The organism is Agarivorans sp. QJM3NY_29 (assembly GCF_050870835.2).
In the GTDB taxonomy this organism is placed as follows: Bacteria; Pseudomonadota; Gammaproteobacteria; order Enterobacterales; family Celerinatantimonadaceae; genus Agarivorans.
Window position 1 is genome coordinate 2,592,517 of sequence record NZ_CP194036.2, and the last position, 16,735, is coordinate 2,609,251.

Consider the following 16,735-nt stretch of genomic DNA (forward strand, 5'->3'; position numbering starts at 1 on the left):
GTCGTATTTTTGGCTCACTAGCCTATCGTTATTATGGGTTATTTGGCGCACCGACCCCGGCGGCCAGATAAGGAATCACCTTACGGATCAGTCCTTCGGTATTAATTTGTTCGTTAAAGTCGGCGCTGGCGATATCTTTTAAGGCCGCGCTTGATGCCATGGTGAATACCACCGTACCGAGGGTAAAGTGTAAACGCCAAAAGATGTCACTGTCAGATAACTCCGGATAAGCACGCTTCACCGCTTGCTGGAAACGACTTAATACTTCTCCGAAATGGTGAGTAATAAATTTTCGTAGGTGACCTTGGCTATCGGTATAACCTCGGCCTAGCAGTAACAACAACATTGCAGTGCCGTGCTTTTTAATTTGATTCATCGCCAGCAAGGGTTCAATAAATGAATTGAACACCTGCTCCAGACTGGGCGCGTGCTCGCTCTGCGTATGCACGAGCATCGCCTCGTCAACTAACGGCATAAACTGCTCTAAATAGCGCATCAACACTGCTTGGATCAGCTCTTTTTTTGAACCAAAATGATAGTTCACCGAAGCAAGGTTCACTTCAGCCTCCGAAGTAATTAGTCTCAATGAGGTATCGGCAAAACCGCGTTCTGCAAATAAACGCTCTGCTGCATCGAGGATCTTACTTTTTGTTCCTTGTCTCACCATCACACCTTTAAAAATTAAACAACTGTTTAAAAACTACGTTTAAGACCTCGCGATGTCAATGTTTATGGCATGGATATTTTGTGAAGAGAACAAAAAACGAGAACTGTCGTCGACTTTTTTATATAGAAAATAAAAAAAATTGAAACTTTCTAGAAAACGGCGGGTCTTAATCTATGCCACTGCAATTAAACACTTAAATTGAACGCCCAGCATCCCTGTAGCTGGGCTTTTTTTTGCCTTCTAAAACTTAAGGCCGAATAACGTCGACTTTCAAATGCGCAAAGATACGGTTTATCACATAATCAACACCCTCAGGCTTAAGCTTCAGCTTTCTACGTCCCTGTTGATCGATTTCCACCGCAGCAAAGGCTTGCATACTTAACTGCCAACTGGGGCGACCTGAACCAGGCTGATATAAACTGAGGTATAGAGTTGCTCGCTGAAAATCTTGATTCCCATCATCGGCTAAACCGGGAGACACCCCAAATAAACTCATCAGTTGCAGGTCACTAAGTTGCTGGCTGCTAGGAATAGCAAAGGCCAACCAATAGTCACAACTTTCGCTCGCCTTACTTTGATAAGCAAGCCCGCGCTCGAGCAATGCATTGGTAAGTGCGTGGTGCATCAGATCATAGGCTGCTAAATCCGACAATTGTGGATTACGCAGCGCTTCGGCCAACATTGGATGGTCACATACGGTTTGTTGGGCTATTAAAGCAAAACCCGTGTCGGCGCTCACCACTATCGTGTCGCGCTGTTGCTGAGCACTGCGTTGCGGTTGGTTTGGCGGCACCTGCGGACTACAAGCGCCTAACAATAAAACCCCTACACTCCAGCAAATTGCCAGTTTCATATCGTTCGCCTCTATTTATTGAGTACTTACATGATTCACTATGGATGGCGGTTCCACAAGCATTGTTGCCCAATACCCGCTGTCAACTCGCCTCAAAATATCGAGAGCCCCCTGTTTTTTCCTACGCTTCGTTTCACTTCCAGCTAACAATCTGGCTACTTAATATACAATTGACTCGACTTCACAAAATATAATCTAATTTCTAATTCACACCTACAAGCATCTGTTAAATATGCATTTATTGTAAAAACCAACCGGACTAAAACAGCCATTATCATTAAATAATTAATATTTTTTTCATGCATTGTGAAATCTTTTTTTAATAAACTCGGTTTCATTAGTTACAACGAAGTAAGCAAGTTGTAACAAACACCAGACTAAATGAATAAGGGAACAACCATGAAGAAATCTAACCTCGCCGTCGCTACTGCCGTATCAGGTTTAATCGCTTTAGGAACTTTGGGTGCAAGCCCTGCATTCGCAGCAGATAAAGAAAAATGCTACGGCGTTGCCAAAGCGGGTCAAAATGATTGTGCCACTAAAAACAGCTCTTGTGCAGGCACTGCAAAATCTGACAGCCAGAAAGATGCATTTGTGGTTTTACCCAAAGGTCTCTGCGGCAAATTGGCCGGCGGCAGTACCCAAGCTAGCTAATAAATAACATTGAATAAGCAAACCAACATTTAAAAATCACTACATTAGGAATCAACTATGAAAAAATCTAACCTCGCCATCGCCACTGCTGTTTCAGGTTTAATCGCTTTAGGAACTTTAGGTGCAAGCCCTGCATTCGCCGCCGATAAAGAAAAATGCTACGGCGTTGCCAAAGCAGGCCAAAATGACTGCGCGACTAAAAATAGCTCCTGTGCTGGCACTGCAAAATCTGACAGCCAGAAAGATGCATTTGTGGTTTTACCTAAGGGTCTTTGTGGCAAATTAGCTGGCGGTAGCACCGAAGCTAGCTAAGTTGATGATGTCGAACCAAGTTTGGTTCGACAGTCCCTTCCCACCCCGTAAAGATGACGATAAATATGACTAAAAAACAATACGGCTTGGGTTTACGATCCGCCTTTGCGACACAGCTATTAGCCAAACATCCCAACATCGATTGGCTAGAAATTCACGCCGAAAATTATTTCAATCCACATAGCTACGACTATCACCAGCTGACTCAAATTGCTGAACACACCCCTATTAGCGTACATGGCGTTGGGCTATCACTAGGTTCTAGCGATGCATTGAGTATTGCTCATTTAAGCAAACTAAAAACCTTAATTGATCACATTCAACCTTTCATAATTTCCGAACATTTAAGCTGGAGCAGTATAAATGGCCGTTATTACAACGACCTGCTACCCCTACCTTATACTGAAGAATGCTTAAAAGTATTTGTTGACCACGTGAATCAAGCCCAAGATTTTCTAGGACGACAGCTATTAATCGAAAACCCCTCCGCATATTTGGCCTATGCAGAAAGCCATATCCCTGAACCCGAATTTTTAAACCAACTCGTGGCGCAAACGGGCTGTGGGCTTTTGCTTGATATTAACAATGTATATGTGAGTGCTTATAACTTAGGCTGGGATTATCAGCAGTACCTCGAGCACCTCAATCTTAACGCCGTACAAGAGATCCATCTAGCGGGCTACACCGAAAAACAATTTGATGGAAAAACGGTGCTGATTGATAGCCATAACCAAGCCGTCCATCAACCCGTTTGGGATTTATATCAATACTTCCAGCAACACTTTACAAACCAGATTCCTGTACTCATCGAATGGGATAGTGACTTCCCTGCGCTAGAAGTACTGTGCCAGGAAATGGATCGAGCGCGCGCAATTGATCAACAAGTGACAGAGGTGGCTTGTGCTTAAACAATTACAACAGCAGTTTTCAAATGCACTAAACCATCAAGAAAACGCCATCCATCAACATCTTCAGCAAGGCCAGTTGACTGCCGACGAATCGATGCAGATATACCAAAACAACTACTTGTTGAGTTTAAGCGAAGCCCTCTCTGCGAGCTACCCAACCATCCAAAAATTGGTTGGTGAAGAATATTTTTGTCAATCGGCTAAGCGTTTCATCTTGGCCAAAGGACACGATCAAGGCGACTTGAATTTATTTGGTCAAGGTTTTGATTTATTTCTGCAACAACAACCCGAGTTAGCCGAGCTCCCCTATTTGCCAGCAGTTGCTCAACTCGATTGGCTGATTGAGCAAACCGCCGGGCAAGCATTGAGTTCCACCTTTTTGTCTATCGCTGAACTGCAAACCATTACGCCTGAAAACTTGGGGTCTGTGGTTTTGCACTTGGCCCCGCAATATACCTTGTTATCCAGCCAGTATCCTATTTTTGATATTTATCAGATGGTACAGACCGAGCAAGTTGAGGCGATCGAGCTACAACAAAATGACTATCTATTACTCACTAAACAAGCCAACTTTGAAGTTGCCATAGAACAAATATCGGCTCTTAGTTTTGAGTTCTTAGCCCACTGTCATCAGCAACGGCCTTTAGAACAATTACCGGAACATTGTCTGTTTGAACTAGAAGCCTTATTGGGTGATGCCATCCATCAACAAAGGTTTGCCAGCTTTAGCGACGCAAACGCCACCGGAGGGCCAGAGCATGGCAATCTATAATCTCTATTTAAAAGCTGTCACGGCGATGCAATCACTTCTGATCCCGCTGTTACTCACCATCACCCGACTGTGGGTTGCTTCGGTGTTTTTTCGTTCTGGTTATCTTAAGATCAGTTCATGGGATTCAACTCTTTACTTATTTGAAGAAGAATATCAGGTTCCGATTATTCCTTGGGAGTTAGCCGCTTACTTGGGCACCGCCGCAGAATTAATTTTGCCAATCTTTTTAGTCTTGGGTTTATTTACCCGTATATTTTCCTTAAAACTGTTCGTATTCAACATTATTGCTGTCGTGTCTTATCCTGTGCTGTGGCCGGGCGGATTCTATGATCACCAATTATGGGGACTGATGTTACTGATCAACTTAATATGGGGCGCAGGTCCTCTTTCATTGGATCGTTACCTCACGCATAAAATGGCACAAAAAAAAGCGGCCTAAGCCGCTTTTTCATTAAGCTTTCATTTTTGCATCCAGCTCTTCAATCTTGGCCTTCCAAATAGCAGGGCCTTGTTGATGAGCTGAGTTGCCATCACTATCTACCGCTACCGTGACTGGCATATCTTCAACTTCAAACTCGTAGATGGCTTCCATACCTAAATCTTCAAACGCGACGACTTTGGCTTGCTTAATCGCTTTAGACACCAAATAGGCGGCGCCACCTACTGCCATTAGGTAAACCGATTGGTGCTTCGCGATAGAATCAACGGTTGCTTGGCCGCGTTCTGCCTTACCAATCATGCCCAACAAACCGGTTTCTTCAAGCATCATGTCGGTAAACTTATCCATCCGAGTCGAGGTAGTTGGGCCTGCAGGGCCTACAGCTTCGTCGCGTACCGCATCAACTGGCCCTACGTAGTAAATAAAGCGACCGTTAAAATCGACGCCATTGGGGAATGGTTTACCTTGCTCTAAGTATTCTTTAATACGCTTATGCGCTGCATCGCGACCCGTTAAAATCTTACCATTAAGCAATACCGTTTCGCCCATTTTCCAGCTGGCTATTTCTTCTTTAGTAATGCTGTTTACATCAACACGGCGTACATTGTCACCCACATCCCAGGTAATTTCTGGCCAGTCTTCCAGCTTCGGTGGCGTTAGCAGTGCTGGACCACTACCATCCAAAACAAAATGAGCATGCCGAGTCGCCGCACAGTTGGGGATCAAAACCACCGGCTTGGATGCCGCATGAGTTGGGCAAGATTTGACTTTGACATCTAAAACCGTGGTTAAGCCCCCCAAGCCTTGCGCACCAATTCCCAGCTTATTAATACCTTCCATTAATTCTAAACGCAGCTCTTCATCGGCGTTAGTTGCGCCACGCTCCTGTAGGTCTTGAATATCTACCGGATCCATCAGCGATTCTTTTGCCATCACTGCAGCCTTCTCTGCGGTGCCACCGATGCCAATTCCAACCATGCCGGGAGGACACCAACCGGCTCCCATGGTCGGCAAGGTTTTAAGTACCCACTCGGCCACAGAGTCAGAAGGGTTAAGCATCGCCATTTTTGATTTGTTTTCACTACCACCGCCCTTCGCGGCGACCATAATTTCCACTTTATCACCAGCGACTAAATCGATGTGAACCACCGCGGGCGTATTATCTTTGGTATTTTTCCTCGCCCCATTCGGGTCGGCGACAATAGAAGCGCGCAGTGGATTATCGGGATTGGTATAGGCTCGTCGCACGCCTTCGTCGACCATTTCCTGCACGGTAAGGTCGCTGTCCCACTGAACCTGCATACCGACTTTGACAAAGGCAGTAATAATGCCGGTATCTTGACAAATCGGTCGTAAACCTTGGGCGCACATTCGTGAGTTAATTAAAATTTGTGCGATGGCATCTTTTGCCGCGGTACTTTGCTCTTTCTCGTAAGCCGCAGCCATCGCTTTCACAAAATCGAGAGGATGGTAATAAGAAATGAATTGCAGTGATTCAGCGACACTGTCAATAAAGTCTTGTTTTCGGATGATGGTCATAAAGTCTCCACAGGTCCTTATTTTGCCTTGGTACATTGAGTGAACTCAGTCCTTGGCTATTCGGGTTATAATCGTTATCCTTCCCGCCTATAATACGCTTGCGCTATAAAGCCTGCTATAACCTAGTCCGAAATTTTTACAATTTATCTACGTATTTATAATACCTTTAGCTAATGGCCAGTAAAAACCAACCCTATGATTGTTAGTAAATCTTTTTGTTTAGAATCGGCAACGCTATTCGAGCGGATCGCCAACCAACAGTGGTGTTGCTTCTTGCAATCCGCATCCAGTGAGCATGAGAATAGCCGTTACGACATTTTAGTGGCTGATCCCATCGCCACGGTTTGTACTCGAGCTGAAATATCCACGGTTAGACTTGGCGAACAACACTACCAAAGCAAACAAGCCCCCTTCGATTTATTAGAAAAACTGCGGCTGCAATTATTTTCTAAGGCGACGGATCAGCAACTTGAGCTCCCATTTTGCGGTGGTGCTCTGGGACTTTGGTCATACGATTTGAGTCGCCAATTGGAGCCGCTACCACAACGTCTTCAAGCTGATCTGCGTAGCCCGGATATGGCAGTCGGATTTTATGACTGGGCCTTGATCTATGACCACCAACAACAACGTAGTACTCTCGTGCACTACGCTGATCATGATGATCAATTAAGCGCCTATGCACAGCTGGTAGAACGCGAGCAATGGTTATTACAACAGCAAGCGGCACCTGAGCAAACATTTAGTTTAACCAGCCAATGGCAGAGCAACCTTAGTCAGGCACAGTATCAGCAACGTTTTGCTCAGGTGCAACAATACCTACTCAGTGGCGACTGCTACCAAATTAATTTAACCCAACGCTTTCAAGCCAGCTATCAAGGTAGTGAACTCACTGCTTATCAAAAACTGATTGCAGCCAACAAAGCACCATTTTCGGCGTTTTTACGCCTCGAAGATAGCTGTATTCTGAGTGTATCGCCCGAACGTTTTATTCGCCTGAAACAAGGAATGATCGAAACCAAACCAATTAAAGGCACTCGCCCGCGCAGTAGCGATCTGGCTAAAGATAGAGCTTTAGCCGAAGAACTAGCCATCGCGGAAAAAGATCAAGCCGAGAACTTGATGATTGTCGACCTATTGCGAAATGACATTGGCCGAGTCGCCAAGTCCGGCAGTGTGACAGTGCCCAAGCTATTTAATATAGAATCGTTCCCTGCGGTGCACCATCTGGTGAGTACCATTCGCGCAGAACTTGCCAAACAGTACTCAAGCGAACAACTTCTAGCGGCCTGTTTTCCTGGAGGATCAATCACTGGCGCACCTAAAATCCGGGCGATGCAGATTATTGAAGAACTTGAAGCAAACCGCCGTAACGCCTATTGTGGAGCTATCGGTTATATCAGCGCCAATGGCGATATGGATACCAATATCACGATCCGAACTTTGGTATGTGAACAACAGCAGATCTATTGTTGGGCTGGCGGCGGGATTGTGGTTGACTCTGAGGTCGATGCCGAATACCAAGAATGTTTCGATAAGCTCAGTCGTATTTTGCCAGCCTTACAGTAAGGCTGAGACTCAAGGATCCAATTGTATTTATGCATACCCACCACTACCTACAACGCTATCTATTGCATCCTGCTGTGGCCAACTCAGCCAAGTCAACAAAGCAAGCTGCGGCAGTCTTGGTGCCAATCATCGCCCAGCCAGGACAAACGGAGCAACTGGTACTGACTCAGCGCAGCGCTCAGTTACGGCATCACCCCTCGGAGATCAGCTTTCCCGGCGGGAAATACGATAGCACCGATCACAACTTACAACACACCGCATTGCGTGAAACCGAAGAAGAAATAGGAATTAACCCCAAGTTATTTACCATTCTAGGGCAACTTCCGCAGTTAAATACCGTCAGCAATTTCTCGGTGAGTCCCTTTATCGCGACCGCCAAGCAAGACCTTGCGTTTAAGATCAACGACAACGAAGTGGCGCAAGTGATTGTTTTACCCTTGCAGCCTTTTTTGTCTTTAAGCAATTATCAGGGTTATCGTTTTTATCGTAAAGGCCGCGTGAAACAGGTTTATTTCATCGAAGTCGAAAAGCACGTCATTTGGGGAGCAACCGCGCAAATATTGTATAATTTGGCCTCTCATTGTTGCGGATAACTAGATATACTTAGCACAACAGAATTAATAACTTATTCGATTCGATTTTTTAGGTAACAACATAAATGGTAAGTTTATTTGACCTTTTTTCCATTGGTATTGGTCCATCCAGCTCTCATACCGTAGGCCCGATGAAGGCGGCGAAACTATTTGCTGAAAATTTACAACCGCAATTCCAGCGGATCAATCACTTACAAGTCGAGCTATTTGGCTCGTTAGGCGCCACCGGAAAAGGCCACGGCACAGGTAAGGCAGTCATTCTCGGCCTATTAGGCGAAACTCCCGAGTTTATTGATATTGATGCCGTTGAGCAAATGTTACAAGAGGTAGAACAAAGCCAAGAGTTAAATTTATTAAACTCCAAAATAATTAACTTTCCAAAAGTTGGCGCGATTGTTTTTCACCGACGTAAAAGCTTGCCTGTACACAGTAATGCCTTACGTTTTACCGCCACACTCGACAATGGTAAAACCATTTCGGCAACCTACTACTCGATTGGTGGAGGTTACATTATTGAAGATGGCGAAGCCGTTGCAGCCCATGAGGCTAACTACCCCTACCCTTACGACAGCGCAGATTCCTTATTATTGCGCTGTAAAGAAAGCGGTAAAAGCATCGCTGCGGTGGTTTCTTGCAATGAGCAAGTACATTGTTCTACGCGTAGCATTAGCGCGTATACCCAACAAATTTGGCAAACGATGCAAGCCTGTGTGGCTCGCGGTATGGGAGAAGAGGGGATCTTACCCGGCGGCCTTAAGCTAGCTCGACGAGCCCCCTGCTTAAAGCGCCAGCTCAATTCGCAACAAAACCTAAGCTCTGATCCCCTCAATGTTATGGACTGGGTCAATTTATATGCGCTTGCCGTTAGCGAAGAAAATGCCGCAGGTGGACGCGTGGTTACCGCTCCGACCAATGGGGCCGCGGGGATCATTCCTGCCGTATTACATTACTATCACAATTTTGTACAAGCCTTAGACCAAGATGCCCTAAATCAGTTTTTTTTGACCGCCACCGCAATTGGCTCTTTATATAAAACCAACGCTTCAATTTCTGGTGCCGAAGTTGGATGTCAGGGCGAGGTGGGCGTCGCCTGCTCAATGGCGGCAGCTGGCTTAACGGCTCTATTTGGCGGCAAACCCGAACAAATTGAAAATGCAGCCGAGATCGGCATCGAACATAATCTAGGACTCACCTGTGACCCCATCGGTGGTTTGGTACAAGTTCCTTGTATCGAACGCAATGCGATGGGCGCATTGAAAGCGATTAATGCCGCACGTTTAGCGCTTCGCGGGAGTGGAGAACACAAGGTATCGCTAGACAAAGCGATAAAAACGATGTGGGAAACTGGTCGTGATATGAAGAGTAAGTACAAAGAAACATCGCGCGGTGGTTTAGCGGTCAACATTATCGAGTGTTAAAGCAGCCAGCTAACTAGCGAATTAAAATCAGAAACAATAAAAGCAGTCACTTCGACTGCTTTTTTGAACACTTAAATGGTTGGTAATTGGATCTCGTTGAACAAAGCTTCAACTTCATCGAATGATTTTGCTTGTACTGCCCTATCGACTAAATCGCGAGTCAAATGAGGAGCAAAGCGTTCGATGAAATCATACATATAGGTCCGTAGGAAGGTTCCTTTTCGGAAACAAATTTTAGTGGTACTCGCTCTAAATAAGTGACTCGCATCAATCGCGACTAAGTCCTGATCTTGTTGCTTATCAATCGCCATCGTTGCCAATACCCCGACACCAATGCCCATTCGCACATAAGTTTTAATCACGTCGGCGTCGGTGGCAGTAAAGACAATTTTGGGTACCTTACCCGCACGGCCAAAGGCGTCGTCAAGGTCTGAGCGTCCAGTAAAACCAAAAATATAGGTGACAATTGAATGTTTAGCTAAATCATTAATGGTCACAACTTCACCATTCAGATGTTTCTTCGCCAGCTCATGATCGGGTGGTACGAGAATACTCCGGTTCCAGTGATAACACGGCAACATCACCAAATCGGAAAAGATATGCAAGGCCTCGGTCGCAATCGCAAAGTCTGCACTGCCCTTGGCAACCGCTTCGTTGATTTGATTGGGCGTGCCTTGATGCATATTTAACGAAACATTCGGATAACGATGAATAAAACCTTGAATCACTTCTGGTAGGGCATAACGTGCTTGAGTATGGGTGGTGGAAATGTTTAATGAGCCTTGGTCAGGATGAGTATGCTGACTAGCCACAGCTTTAATGCTCTCCACCTTCGCCATAATTTCATTGCTGATCCGTATAATTTCTTGGCCAGCAGGGGTGACTTGGCTAAGATGTTTGCCACTACGTTTAAAGATTTGTACCCCTAACTCGTCTTCTAACAAGCGGATCTGCTTACTGATCCCCGGTTGCGAGGTATATAAACTTTCGGCAGTTGCAGATACGTTAAGGTTATTATTAACGACTTCTGCGATATAGCGTAATTGCTGCAATTTCATTTTGTTAGATTCTCTAGCGCCAAACTGTCTTAACCACAAATATACCCGCGAGTTAAGCTCTTATTACATTTTTTCATAAGTATATAGCCATTGCAGACCATAATGAAATCACTTTCCATTGATTTTAACAAAGCGGAAGCAACATTAGCTTAGATTGGGCTGCGACTCACCACTTAAGTGAATACAAAGACCACTAAAGCGAGAAAAGCTTAACGCAAACTTCTCACCAACTGAGCCGAGTTTCGCTTCAGTAAACGTAAGGTTGAACTCGCCCCCATACTGGCAATCACCACCATTCCCAACACTGGGCCAATCAACCACAGGCTCCAGTTCAACATAGGTCGGATCTCAAACACTTGAGTTTGTAGTAACAATAATACCCCTTGAGCTGCGCACGCGGCGATGAAGCCAGATAATAGACCGAGGATAACAAATTCATAAATCACAGCATTTCTCAATACTTTACCGCTGGCACCTAGAGTGCGTAGAATCACCGTTTGCAGTCGGCGTTCTTGTAACGAGCCCTGCACTTGAGCAAATAGCACTAAACTACTGGCTAACAGTACCACCACCAACACCAATCGAAGCGCCAGTGATACTTGGTCAACCACTTGGCTTAACTGCTGAATCAGAGCCTTCACATCAATTAATACCAAGGTAGGAAAACTCGCCATAGTTTCAGCCATCCAAGCACTTTTATTGGCTGGTAAATTAAAAGAACTCAAATATCCACTTGGAAAAGAGGCCATCACATCTTGACTCAATAGCACAAAGAAATTTGGTTGCATGGTATTCCAATCAACACTGCGAATACTGCTTACCTTTACTTCAAAGGTACTGGCTCCCACCATAAAACGCAGCGTATCACCGAGTTTAATCGCTAAACGCTCGGCAAAATCTTGCTCCACCGAAGCTTGCTGCTGGCTTTGAGGGCTTAACCACTGGCCATCAATTACTCGATTTCGATAGGGTAAGTCTGCAGTGCTACTTAAATTAAGTTCCCGACCAGCCCCACGACGACGCGACGATTCCTTATCTGAATATTCGCCATTGGCTTGCTGACTCACTAGCTCATCATTGATCGCCACTAAGCGCCCACGCAACATCGGAAACAAGGGGCCCAAATTAATATTCTCGGCAGCGAAACGATCGATTAATGGCTGTTTTTGCTGTTGGCTAATATTGTAAACAAAATGGTTAGGAGCCCCGGCCGGCAGTTGTTGCTGCCATTCGCTAATGAGATCCTGTTGAATCACCCACACCACTAAAGCAAGTTTGATGGCAACGGTAAAGCCAATCAACTGAACCCGATTCTGTTTCGCTCTTTTATAAAGCGATGAGACCGCAATTTTAAGGCTCACGTGACCTAAATTGCTTGAACGTTTTTTAAGTAGCCACAGCAATAGCTGGCTGGTTAACAACAGCACCAACACCGCCAATAAACCTACGCCCAATAGAATAAGGCTGAGCGATAAAGATGCGCTATACAACCATAATAAGCCAAACACGCTCAGCAGCATCCATAGGCCGACCCATAACGGCTTCACCACACCATCGTCACTGTCACGACGGATCACCCGCATTGGTGCCACATTAAATAACTGTAAGAGAGTTGGCAAAGTAAAGGCAAAGCCACAAATCAAACCACTACCCACCGCCATCAGATAAGGTTTCAAACCTGCGCTTGGCAAGGTAATGTTAATACTAGCTTCCACATAATTGACCACAGGCCATTGCAAAATGGAGGCAAGTCCCAATCCCAGCAATGTTGATAACAAAACGACGCTAGATAAATGTCCAATGTAAATGCGTCTGATCTGTACTTTACTTGCCCCAACAACTTTAAACATCGCCACCGTATCGTAATGACGTTGACAGTACAGCCTGCTGGCGACCGCAATCGCCACGCAAGCCAACAAAACCCCAATTAAGCCCGCAAGCAATAAAAATTGCTGCGCCTTGGTTAAGGCATTGGCTAGCGGAGAGCTACCACTACTGACGTTAATGAAACGTTGATTATCCGCGAGCAAGGGCTTTAATTGCAGCTCTAAGTCGGCTAAACGAGATTTACTTCCTGCGAACATGTAACGGTAAGATAAGCGACTGCCAGGCTGAACCACCTCGGTTTGAAGCACATCGGCGATATTCATCATGACCCGAGGCGCAGTCATAAATACGCTAAATGGCGCATCTGGTTCATTCACGATACGCCCGGCGATCTTTAATGTCGCCTCGCCTATCTCAATTTGATCCCCAATATTTACGCCAAGCTGATAAAACAAACGTTCGGCTAAATACACTTGTCCTATCGGAACGCCTTTTATCGAGGCACCACCACTGCCAGTCGGCTGTTTACTCACTCGCAACGCCCCCTTCAGTGGATAGTGATTCGACACCGCCTTCACACTCGCCAAAACTAACTTATCATTGGCATATAACATCGATGGAAAGAGCAATTGCTCCGCGTAATCTAATTGTAAGCGGCTTGCTCGCTGCGCCAAATCAAGATCAACGGGATGTCCACTACGAACCAAGCGGTCGGCGGCAATAAAGTCTCCGCTCTTAGAAAAAATGGCCTGTTCTAAACGATCAGTAATACTACTGAACAACCATACTGAGCTCACCGCAAGCACAATAGCAGCGGCAATAATCGTCAGTTCCCCACGCCGCAGTTCAGCACGAAATAAACGCCAAATCAGCTTATTCATCGAAGATTCCTTATCCGTCAATCATTTGCCCAGCTTGTAAGGTTATTTGCCTTGAGCAACGCTCCGCCAAACCTCGTTCATGGGTCACCAAAACTAAGGTCGCGCCCGATTGTTGGTTTAATGCAAATAACAAGTCTTCAATGTTTTTTCCGTTGTCACTATCTAAATTGGCGGAAGGTTCATCCGCAAACAAGACCTCAGGCTGGCAAATAAAGGCTCTCGCAATTGCAACCCTTTGTTGCTCGCCACCAGACAGTTGATTAGGATAATGATGATGGCGCTCGGTTAAGCCCACCTTATTTAGCCACTGTTCCGCCAACTCCTTAGCCTTGGCGATCCCTTTTAATTCTGCCGGTAACATAACGTTTTCCAGAGCAGTTAAGGCTGGAACTAATAAAAACTGTTGAAAAATAAAACCCACTTTATCGCGTCTTAAACGTGCCCGTTGTTCTTCATCTAAGGCCGACAATTTTTCGCTGCATAATTCAACCTCTCCCTGGCTGGCGCTATCCAAGCCAGCTAAAATACTGAGTAAGGTAGTTTTTCCTGAACCAGATGCGCCCACAATGGCAAGTGATTCTCCTTGGTTAATTTGCACATTGATATCTTTTAATAAGCTCAAACTCCCATTTGGAGTGGCAACCTGATGATTGAGTCCAGTTGCATTTATGATTATCTTAGAGGGAGACGACTGTGATTCTACTGACATAAATAGGTACTCGATAATGATTGTTACTCGGAAAACTGGGTATTACGTATTCAGCTTATTGCTGGTTTTACTCTGTTTGACAATAAATACCAAAGCTAGAGCAAATACCAAATCGATGTTAATCCTCGGTGATAGTTTAAGTGCCGCCTACGGTATGACCCTTGAGCAAGGCTGGGTATCACTCACTGAACAACACTATCGAGACAACAATAAGCCGTTATACTTGATTAATGCAAGTATCAGCGGTGAAACTAGCGCCGGTGCTTTACGAAGATTACCAAGTTTATTAGCAGAACATCCTGTCGATTGGCTACTTATTGAGCTTGGTGGTAACGATGGCCTACAAGGCCAAGCGATTAACAGTATCTCCGATAATCTTACAGCAATGGTGCAACTCGCCAAGCAGCAAGGTATACAAGTGGCGGTGATGCAAATCCGCATTCCGCCAAACTATGGCAAACGTTACACCACTGCCTTTGAAAGCTTATATAAAACGCTGGCAGAACAACAGCAGATCAATTACTTACCTTTTTTTATTGAAGATATTGCGACCCAAAGCGAATTGATGCAAAACGATGGGATCCATCCCAATCAGCAGGCGCAAGCCTTGATTAGTCGGCGGATGCAGCAGCAATTACTTGAATTAGTTCAAGATTAGCCACAGTAACTTTAAATAATTAATGCTTCTAGACACGGCTCATTCGTCCGTAAAACAGTCAATTAATTAGACCGAGCTGACGCTGATAACCGACAAGCTTGATTTGAATCAGAACGCTCAATTGTCCATCAATCAGTTTGTGGTAACTATATTTGAATGTGAAACCAAGCTTATGCCCGAAATTAAGCAATTGAGGTGAAGGCTTTACAGGCCTAAGCTGTTTGGGCGAAACCGCGAGATGGTTGAAGTAAACGAGAGAGAGGCATGACCCGATCGTGCATCACTTTAATGGCTTCAAATTGACCTAAACTTTTACGCGGGTCCAATTGCAAGCCTGCTTCAATGGTCATCACCGTATAGCTTTGCTCACTGCGCTCAACAATCACACAGCGACTATGCGCGTAATCACTTTGTAGTACCACCAGTTGACCCAATTGCAAATCGCTTTGCTGAACGGTGCCGATACTCTTGAAAAACCAACTTTGCGGCATCAACGGTTTAAGAAACTGCGCGGCGGCTAAAGCATTTAAACAAATTTGAACTTTAATCGCTTCAGACCAATTAACCTCTTCTAATTGCTCTAAAAATTGATAATAAAGCTGAGTCTGTTCGGTCGTGAAAGGACTGTCTTCTTGAGCATGTAGAACACAACGCTTTTTACACAACTTAGACACAAACAGCATATTAGGCCCCAAGTCCAGAGTCATTACTCCTTTATTGGTATCAAACATCCAGTGCCATTGTTTATTAGGTTGTATTAACATTTTAAAAAGACAGATCTATCCATGTGAGTTCACTTAATAAACAAATGTACTACGTGAACTCAATAATAACAAATAAATTTAAAACTTTTTTATATAACTTTGGAAATCTGCTTAATTAATTCGGGACCTTTATAAATAAATCCACTATATATTTGAACTAGTTTGGCTCCCGCTTCCATTTTTTCTTTTGCAGCCATCCCTGAGTCTATTCCGCCAACACCAATGATCGGGATCTTCGATTTTAAATAATGATCTAATTTACGAATAACTTCTGTCGATTTTAATTGCAAAGGACGCCCGCTTAAACCTCCAGCCTCACTAGCATGGTTCATCCCCTCAACCATTGAGCGCTCTAGGGTGGTATTGGTTGCAATCACCCCATCTAATTTATAACGGATCAGACTGTCACTAATTTGTTCAATTTCCGCTTCTGATAAATCAGGTGCTATTTTAATCAACAGTGGTACATGTTTATTATATTGTTGGCTAAGTTGATCTTTTCGCTCAGTAAGATCCTTTAATAGATCTTCTAGCGCTTCACCATATTGTAAGGATCTTAAACCGGGAGTATTTGGACTAGAAATATTAACTGCGATATAAGAGGCATGGGCAAAGGCTTTATTCATACCGATTAAATAATCGTCTTTACCATTTTCAACAGGCGTATCAAAGTTTTTACCAATATTGATCCCAAGGATCCCTTTGAACTGGCTCTGCTCAACCTGATTGATTAAATAATCGATCCCTTTATTATTGAAGCCCATTCGATTAATTAAACCTTCGGCTTCTAATACCCTAAAAATACGAGGCTTTTCGTTACCTGACTGGGCGCGAGGGGTCACCGTTCCAACTTCTATAAACCCAAAACCCATTGCAGCAAAAGCTTGAATACACTCGCCATTCTTATCTAAACCAGCCGCTAAGCCGACCGGATTAGGAAACGTAAGTCCCATTAGTTCTACTGGGTTGGCTGGAACTTGTTGGCGGTACAGTCTGTCAAGTAAGGTTCCGCCAGTACGCTTAAACATCTCGATAGTCAGATCATGAGCGGATTCAGGATTTAGTTGAAAAATTAGTTTACGAGCGAGTGGGTAATACATTTAGACTCCTAGTATAA

The 16,735-nt window shown here is 44.6% G+C and carries 17 protein-coding genes; 9 read left to right on the forward strand and 8 right to left on the reverse strand.

Annotated elements, in window-relative coordinates; genetic code table 11:
• Positions 1–31: 31 nt before the first annotated feature.
• Positions 32–670 (reverse strand): TetR/AcrR family transcriptional regulator, encoded by a 639-nt coding sequence (locus ACRRS0_RS11895; RefSeq protein WP_432452993.1) that lies wholly within the window; start codon positions 668–670, stop codon positions 32–34.
• A 244-nt stretch (positions 671–914) separates the two neighbouring features.
• On the reverse strand, positions 915–1,520 hold the full coding sequence (locus ACRRS0_RS11900) for a hypothetical protein (RefSeq protein WP_432452991.1): 606 nt from the start codon (positions 1,518–1,520) through the stop codon (positions 915–917).
• A 399-nt stretch (positions 1,521–1,919) separates the two neighbouring features.
• Between ACRRS0_RS11900 and ACRRS0_RS11905 the strand changes: the two genes are divergently transcribed.
• The 5 genes from ACRRS0_RS11905 (at position 1,920) to ACRRS0_RS11925 (ending at position 4,605) form a co-directional block, all read left to right on the forward strand.
• Complete coding sequence (locus ACRRS0_RS11905; protein WP_432452990.1) at positions 1,920–2,174, forward strand: BufA1 family periplasmic bufferin-type metallophore; 255 nt, start codon at positions 1,920–1,922, stop codon at positions 2,172–2,174.
• Between the two features lie 57 nt (positions 2,175–2,231).
• On the forward strand, positions 2,232–2,486 hold the full coding sequence (locus ACRRS0_RS11910) for a BufA1 family periplasmic bufferin-type metallophore (protein WP_432452989.1): 255 nt from the start codon (positions 2,232–2,234) through the stop codon (positions 2,484–2,486).
• Between the two features lie 65 nt (positions 2,487–2,551).
• Positions 2,552–3,394 carry an MNIO family bufferin maturase gene (bufB, locus tag ACRRS0_RS11915; protein WP_432452988.1) on the forward strand — a complete coding sequence of 281 codons (843 nt, stop codon included), beginning with the start codon at positions 2,552–2,554 and terminating at the stop codon, positions 3,392–3,394.
• Entirely contained in the window at positions 3,387–4,166 is a 780-nt protein-coding gene (locus ACRRS0_RS11920) for an HvfC/BufC family peptide modification chaperone (protein WP_432452987.1), read from the forward strand. The genes bufB and ACRRS0_RS11920 overlap by 8 nt, the downstream gene beginning before the upstream one ends.
• Positions 4,153–4,605, forward strand: a complete 453-nt coding sequence (locus ACRRS0_RS11925) for a DoxX family protein (protein ID WP_432452985.1) — start codon at positions 4,153–4,155, stop codon at positions 4,603–4,605. The genes ACRRS0_RS11920 and ACRRS0_RS11925 overlap by 14 nt, the downstream gene beginning before the upstream one ends.
• Before the next feature lie 12 nt (positions 4,606–4,617).
• Here the strand turns inward: ACRRS0_RS11925 and ACRRS0_RS11930 are convergent, their stop codons facing one another.
• On the reverse strand, positions 4,618–6,144 hold the full coding sequence (locus tag ACRRS0_RS11930; protein ID WP_432452984.1) for a fumarate hydratase: 1,527 nt from the start codon (positions 6,142–6,144) through the stop codon (positions 4,618–4,620).
• 195 nt (positions 6,145–6,339) lie between these two features.
• Here ACRRS0_RS11930 and pabB point away from each other — a divergent pair, with 195 nt between their 5' ends.
• The 3 genes from pabB to ACRRS0_RS11945 all read left to right on the forward strand — a co-directional run bounded on the left by pabB (position 6,340) and on the right by ACRRS0_RS11945 (position 9,721).
• The gene (gene pabB / locus ACRRS0_RS11935) at positions 6,340–7,710 is read left to right on the forward strand and encodes an aminodeoxychorismate synthase component I (RefSeq protein ID WP_432452983.1); all 1,371 of its coding nucleotides are present in this window, start codon (positions 6,340–6,342) and stop codon (positions 7,708–7,710) included.
• A gap of 29 nt (positions 7,711–7,739) precedes the next feature.
• A complete protein-coding gene (locus tag ACRRS0_RS11940) occupies positions 7,740–8,303 on the forward strand; it encodes a CoA pyrophosphatase (RefSeq protein WP_432452982.1) in 564 nt (187 codons plus the stop codon).
• Positions 8,304–8,368: 65 nt separating this feature from the next.
• Complete coding sequence (locus ACRRS0_RS11945; RefSeq protein WP_432452981.1) at positions 8,369–9,721, forward strand: L-serine ammonia-lyase; 1,353 nt, start codon at positions 8,369–8,371, stop codon at positions 9,719–9,721.
• Positions 9,722–9,792: 71 nt separating this feature from the next.
• On the opposite strand, the gene cysB is transcribed toward ACRRS0_RS11945, so the two are convergent.
• The 3 genes from cysB to ACRRS0_RS11960 form a co-directional block, all read right to left on the reverse strand.
• Positions 9,793–10,779 carry an HTH-type transcriptional regulator CysB gene (gene cysB, locus ACRRS0_RS11950; protein WP_432452980.1) on the reverse strand — a complete coding sequence of 329 codons (987 nt, stop codon included), beginning with the start codon at positions 10,777–10,779 and terminating at the stop codon, positions 9,793–9,795.
• 209 nt (positions 10,780–10,988) lie between these two features.
• Entirely contained in the window at positions 10,989–13,487 is a 2,499-nt protein-coding gene (locus ACRRS0_RS11955) for an ABC transporter permease (RefSeq protein ID WP_432452979.1), read from the reverse strand.
• Positions 13,488–13,497: 10 nt separating this feature from the next.
• Positions 13,498–14,196: an ABC transporter ATP-binding protein gene (locus ACRRS0_RS11960; protein WP_432452978.1), complete on the reverse strand. Its 699-nt coding sequence runs from the start codon at positions 14,194–14,196 to the stop codon at positions 13,498–13,500.
• A 16-nt stretch (positions 14,197–14,212) separates the two neighbouring features.
• Here ACRRS0_RS11960 and ACRRS0_RS11965 point away from each other — a divergent pair, with 16 nt between their 5' ends.
• The gene (locus ACRRS0_RS11965; RefSeq protein WP_432452977.1) at positions 14,213–14,854 is read left to right on the forward strand and encodes an arylesterase; all 642 of its coding nucleotides are present in this window, start codon (positions 14,213–14,215) and stop codon (positions 14,852–14,854) included.
• A 212-nt stretch (positions 14,855–15,066) separates the two neighbouring features.
• On the opposite strand, the gene ACRRS0_RS11970 is transcribed toward ACRRS0_RS11965, so the two are convergent.
• Complete coding sequence (locus ACRRS0_RS11970) at positions 15,067–15,585, reverse strand: cell division protein ZapC domain-containing protein (RefSeq protein ID WP_439022886.1); 519 nt, start codon at positions 15,583–15,585, stop codon at positions 15,067–15,069.
• A gap of 122 nt (positions 15,586–15,707) precedes the next feature.
• On the reverse strand, positions 15,708–16,718 hold the full coding sequence (gene pyrD, locus ACRRS0_RS11975; protein WP_432452975.1) for a quinone-dependent dihydroorotate dehydrogenase: 1,011 nt from the start codon (positions 16,716–16,718) through the stop codon (positions 15,708–15,710).
• Positions 16,719–16,735 lie beyond the last annotated feature (17 nt).

Excerpts from the sequence above, each read along its gene's own strand:
- ACRRS0_RS11900 (WP_432452991.1), bottom strand. The coding sequence starts at position 1,520 with ATGAAACTGGCAATTTGCTGGAGTGTAGGGGTTTTATTGTTAGGCGCT.
- ACRRS0_RS11905 (WP_432452990.1), top strand. The coding sequence starts at position 1,920 with ATGAAGAAATCTAACCTCGCCGTCGCTACTGCCGTATCAGGTTTAATC.
- ACRRS0_RS11910 (WP_432452989.1), top strand. The coding sequence starts at position 2,232 with ATGAAAAAATCTAACCTCGCCATCGCCACTGCTGTTTCAGGTTTAATC.
- bufB (WP_432452988.1), top strand. The coding sequence starts at position 2,552 with ATGACTAAAAAACAATACGGCTTGGGTTTACGATCCGCCTTTGCGACA.
- ACRRS0_RS11925 (WP_432452985.1), top strand. The coding sequence starts at position 4,153 with ATGGCAATCTATAATCTCTATTTAAAAGCTGTCACGGCGATGCAATCA.
- ACRRS0_RS11930 (WP_432452984.1), bottom strand. The coding sequence starts at position 6,144 with ATGACCATCATCCGAAAACAAGACTTTATTGACAGTGTCGCTGAATCA.
- pabB (WP_432452983.1), top strand. The coding sequence starts at position 6,340 with ATGATTGTTAGTAAATCTTTTTGTTTAGAATCGGCAACGCTATTCGAG.
- ACRRS0_RS11940 (WP_432452982.1), top strand. The coding sequence starts at position 7,740 with ATGCATACCCACCACTACCTACAACGCTATCTATTGCATCCTGCTGTG.
- ACRRS0_RS11945 (WP_432452981.1), top strand. The coding sequence starts at position 8,369 with ATGGTAAGTTTATTTGACCTTTTTTCCATTGGTATTGGTCCATCCAGC.
- cysB (WP_432452980.1), bottom strand. The coding sequence starts at position 10,779 with ATGAAATTGCAGCAATTACGCTATATCGCAGAAGTCGTTAATAATAAC.
- ACRRS0_RS11955 (WP_432452979.1), bottom strand. The coding sequence starts at position 13,487 with ATGAATAAGCTGATTTGGCGTTTATTTCGTGCTGAACTGCGGCGTGGG.
- ACRRS0_RS11960 (WP_432452978.1), bottom strand. The coding sequence starts at position 14,196 with ATGTCAGTAGAATCACAGTCGTCTCCCTCTAAGATAATCATAAATGCA.
- ACRRS0_RS11965 (WP_432452977.1), top strand. The coding sequence starts at position 14,213 with ATGATTGTTACTCGGAAAACTGGGTATTACGTATTCAGCTTATTGCTG.
- ACRRS0_RS11970 (WP_439022886.1), bottom strand. The coding sequence starts at position 15,585 with ATGTTTGATACCAATAAAGGAGTAATGACTCTGGACTTGGGGCCTAAT.
- pyrD (WP_432452975.1), bottom strand. The coding sequence starts at position 16,718 with ATGTATTACCCACTCGCTCGTAAACTAATTTTTCAACTAAATCCTGAA.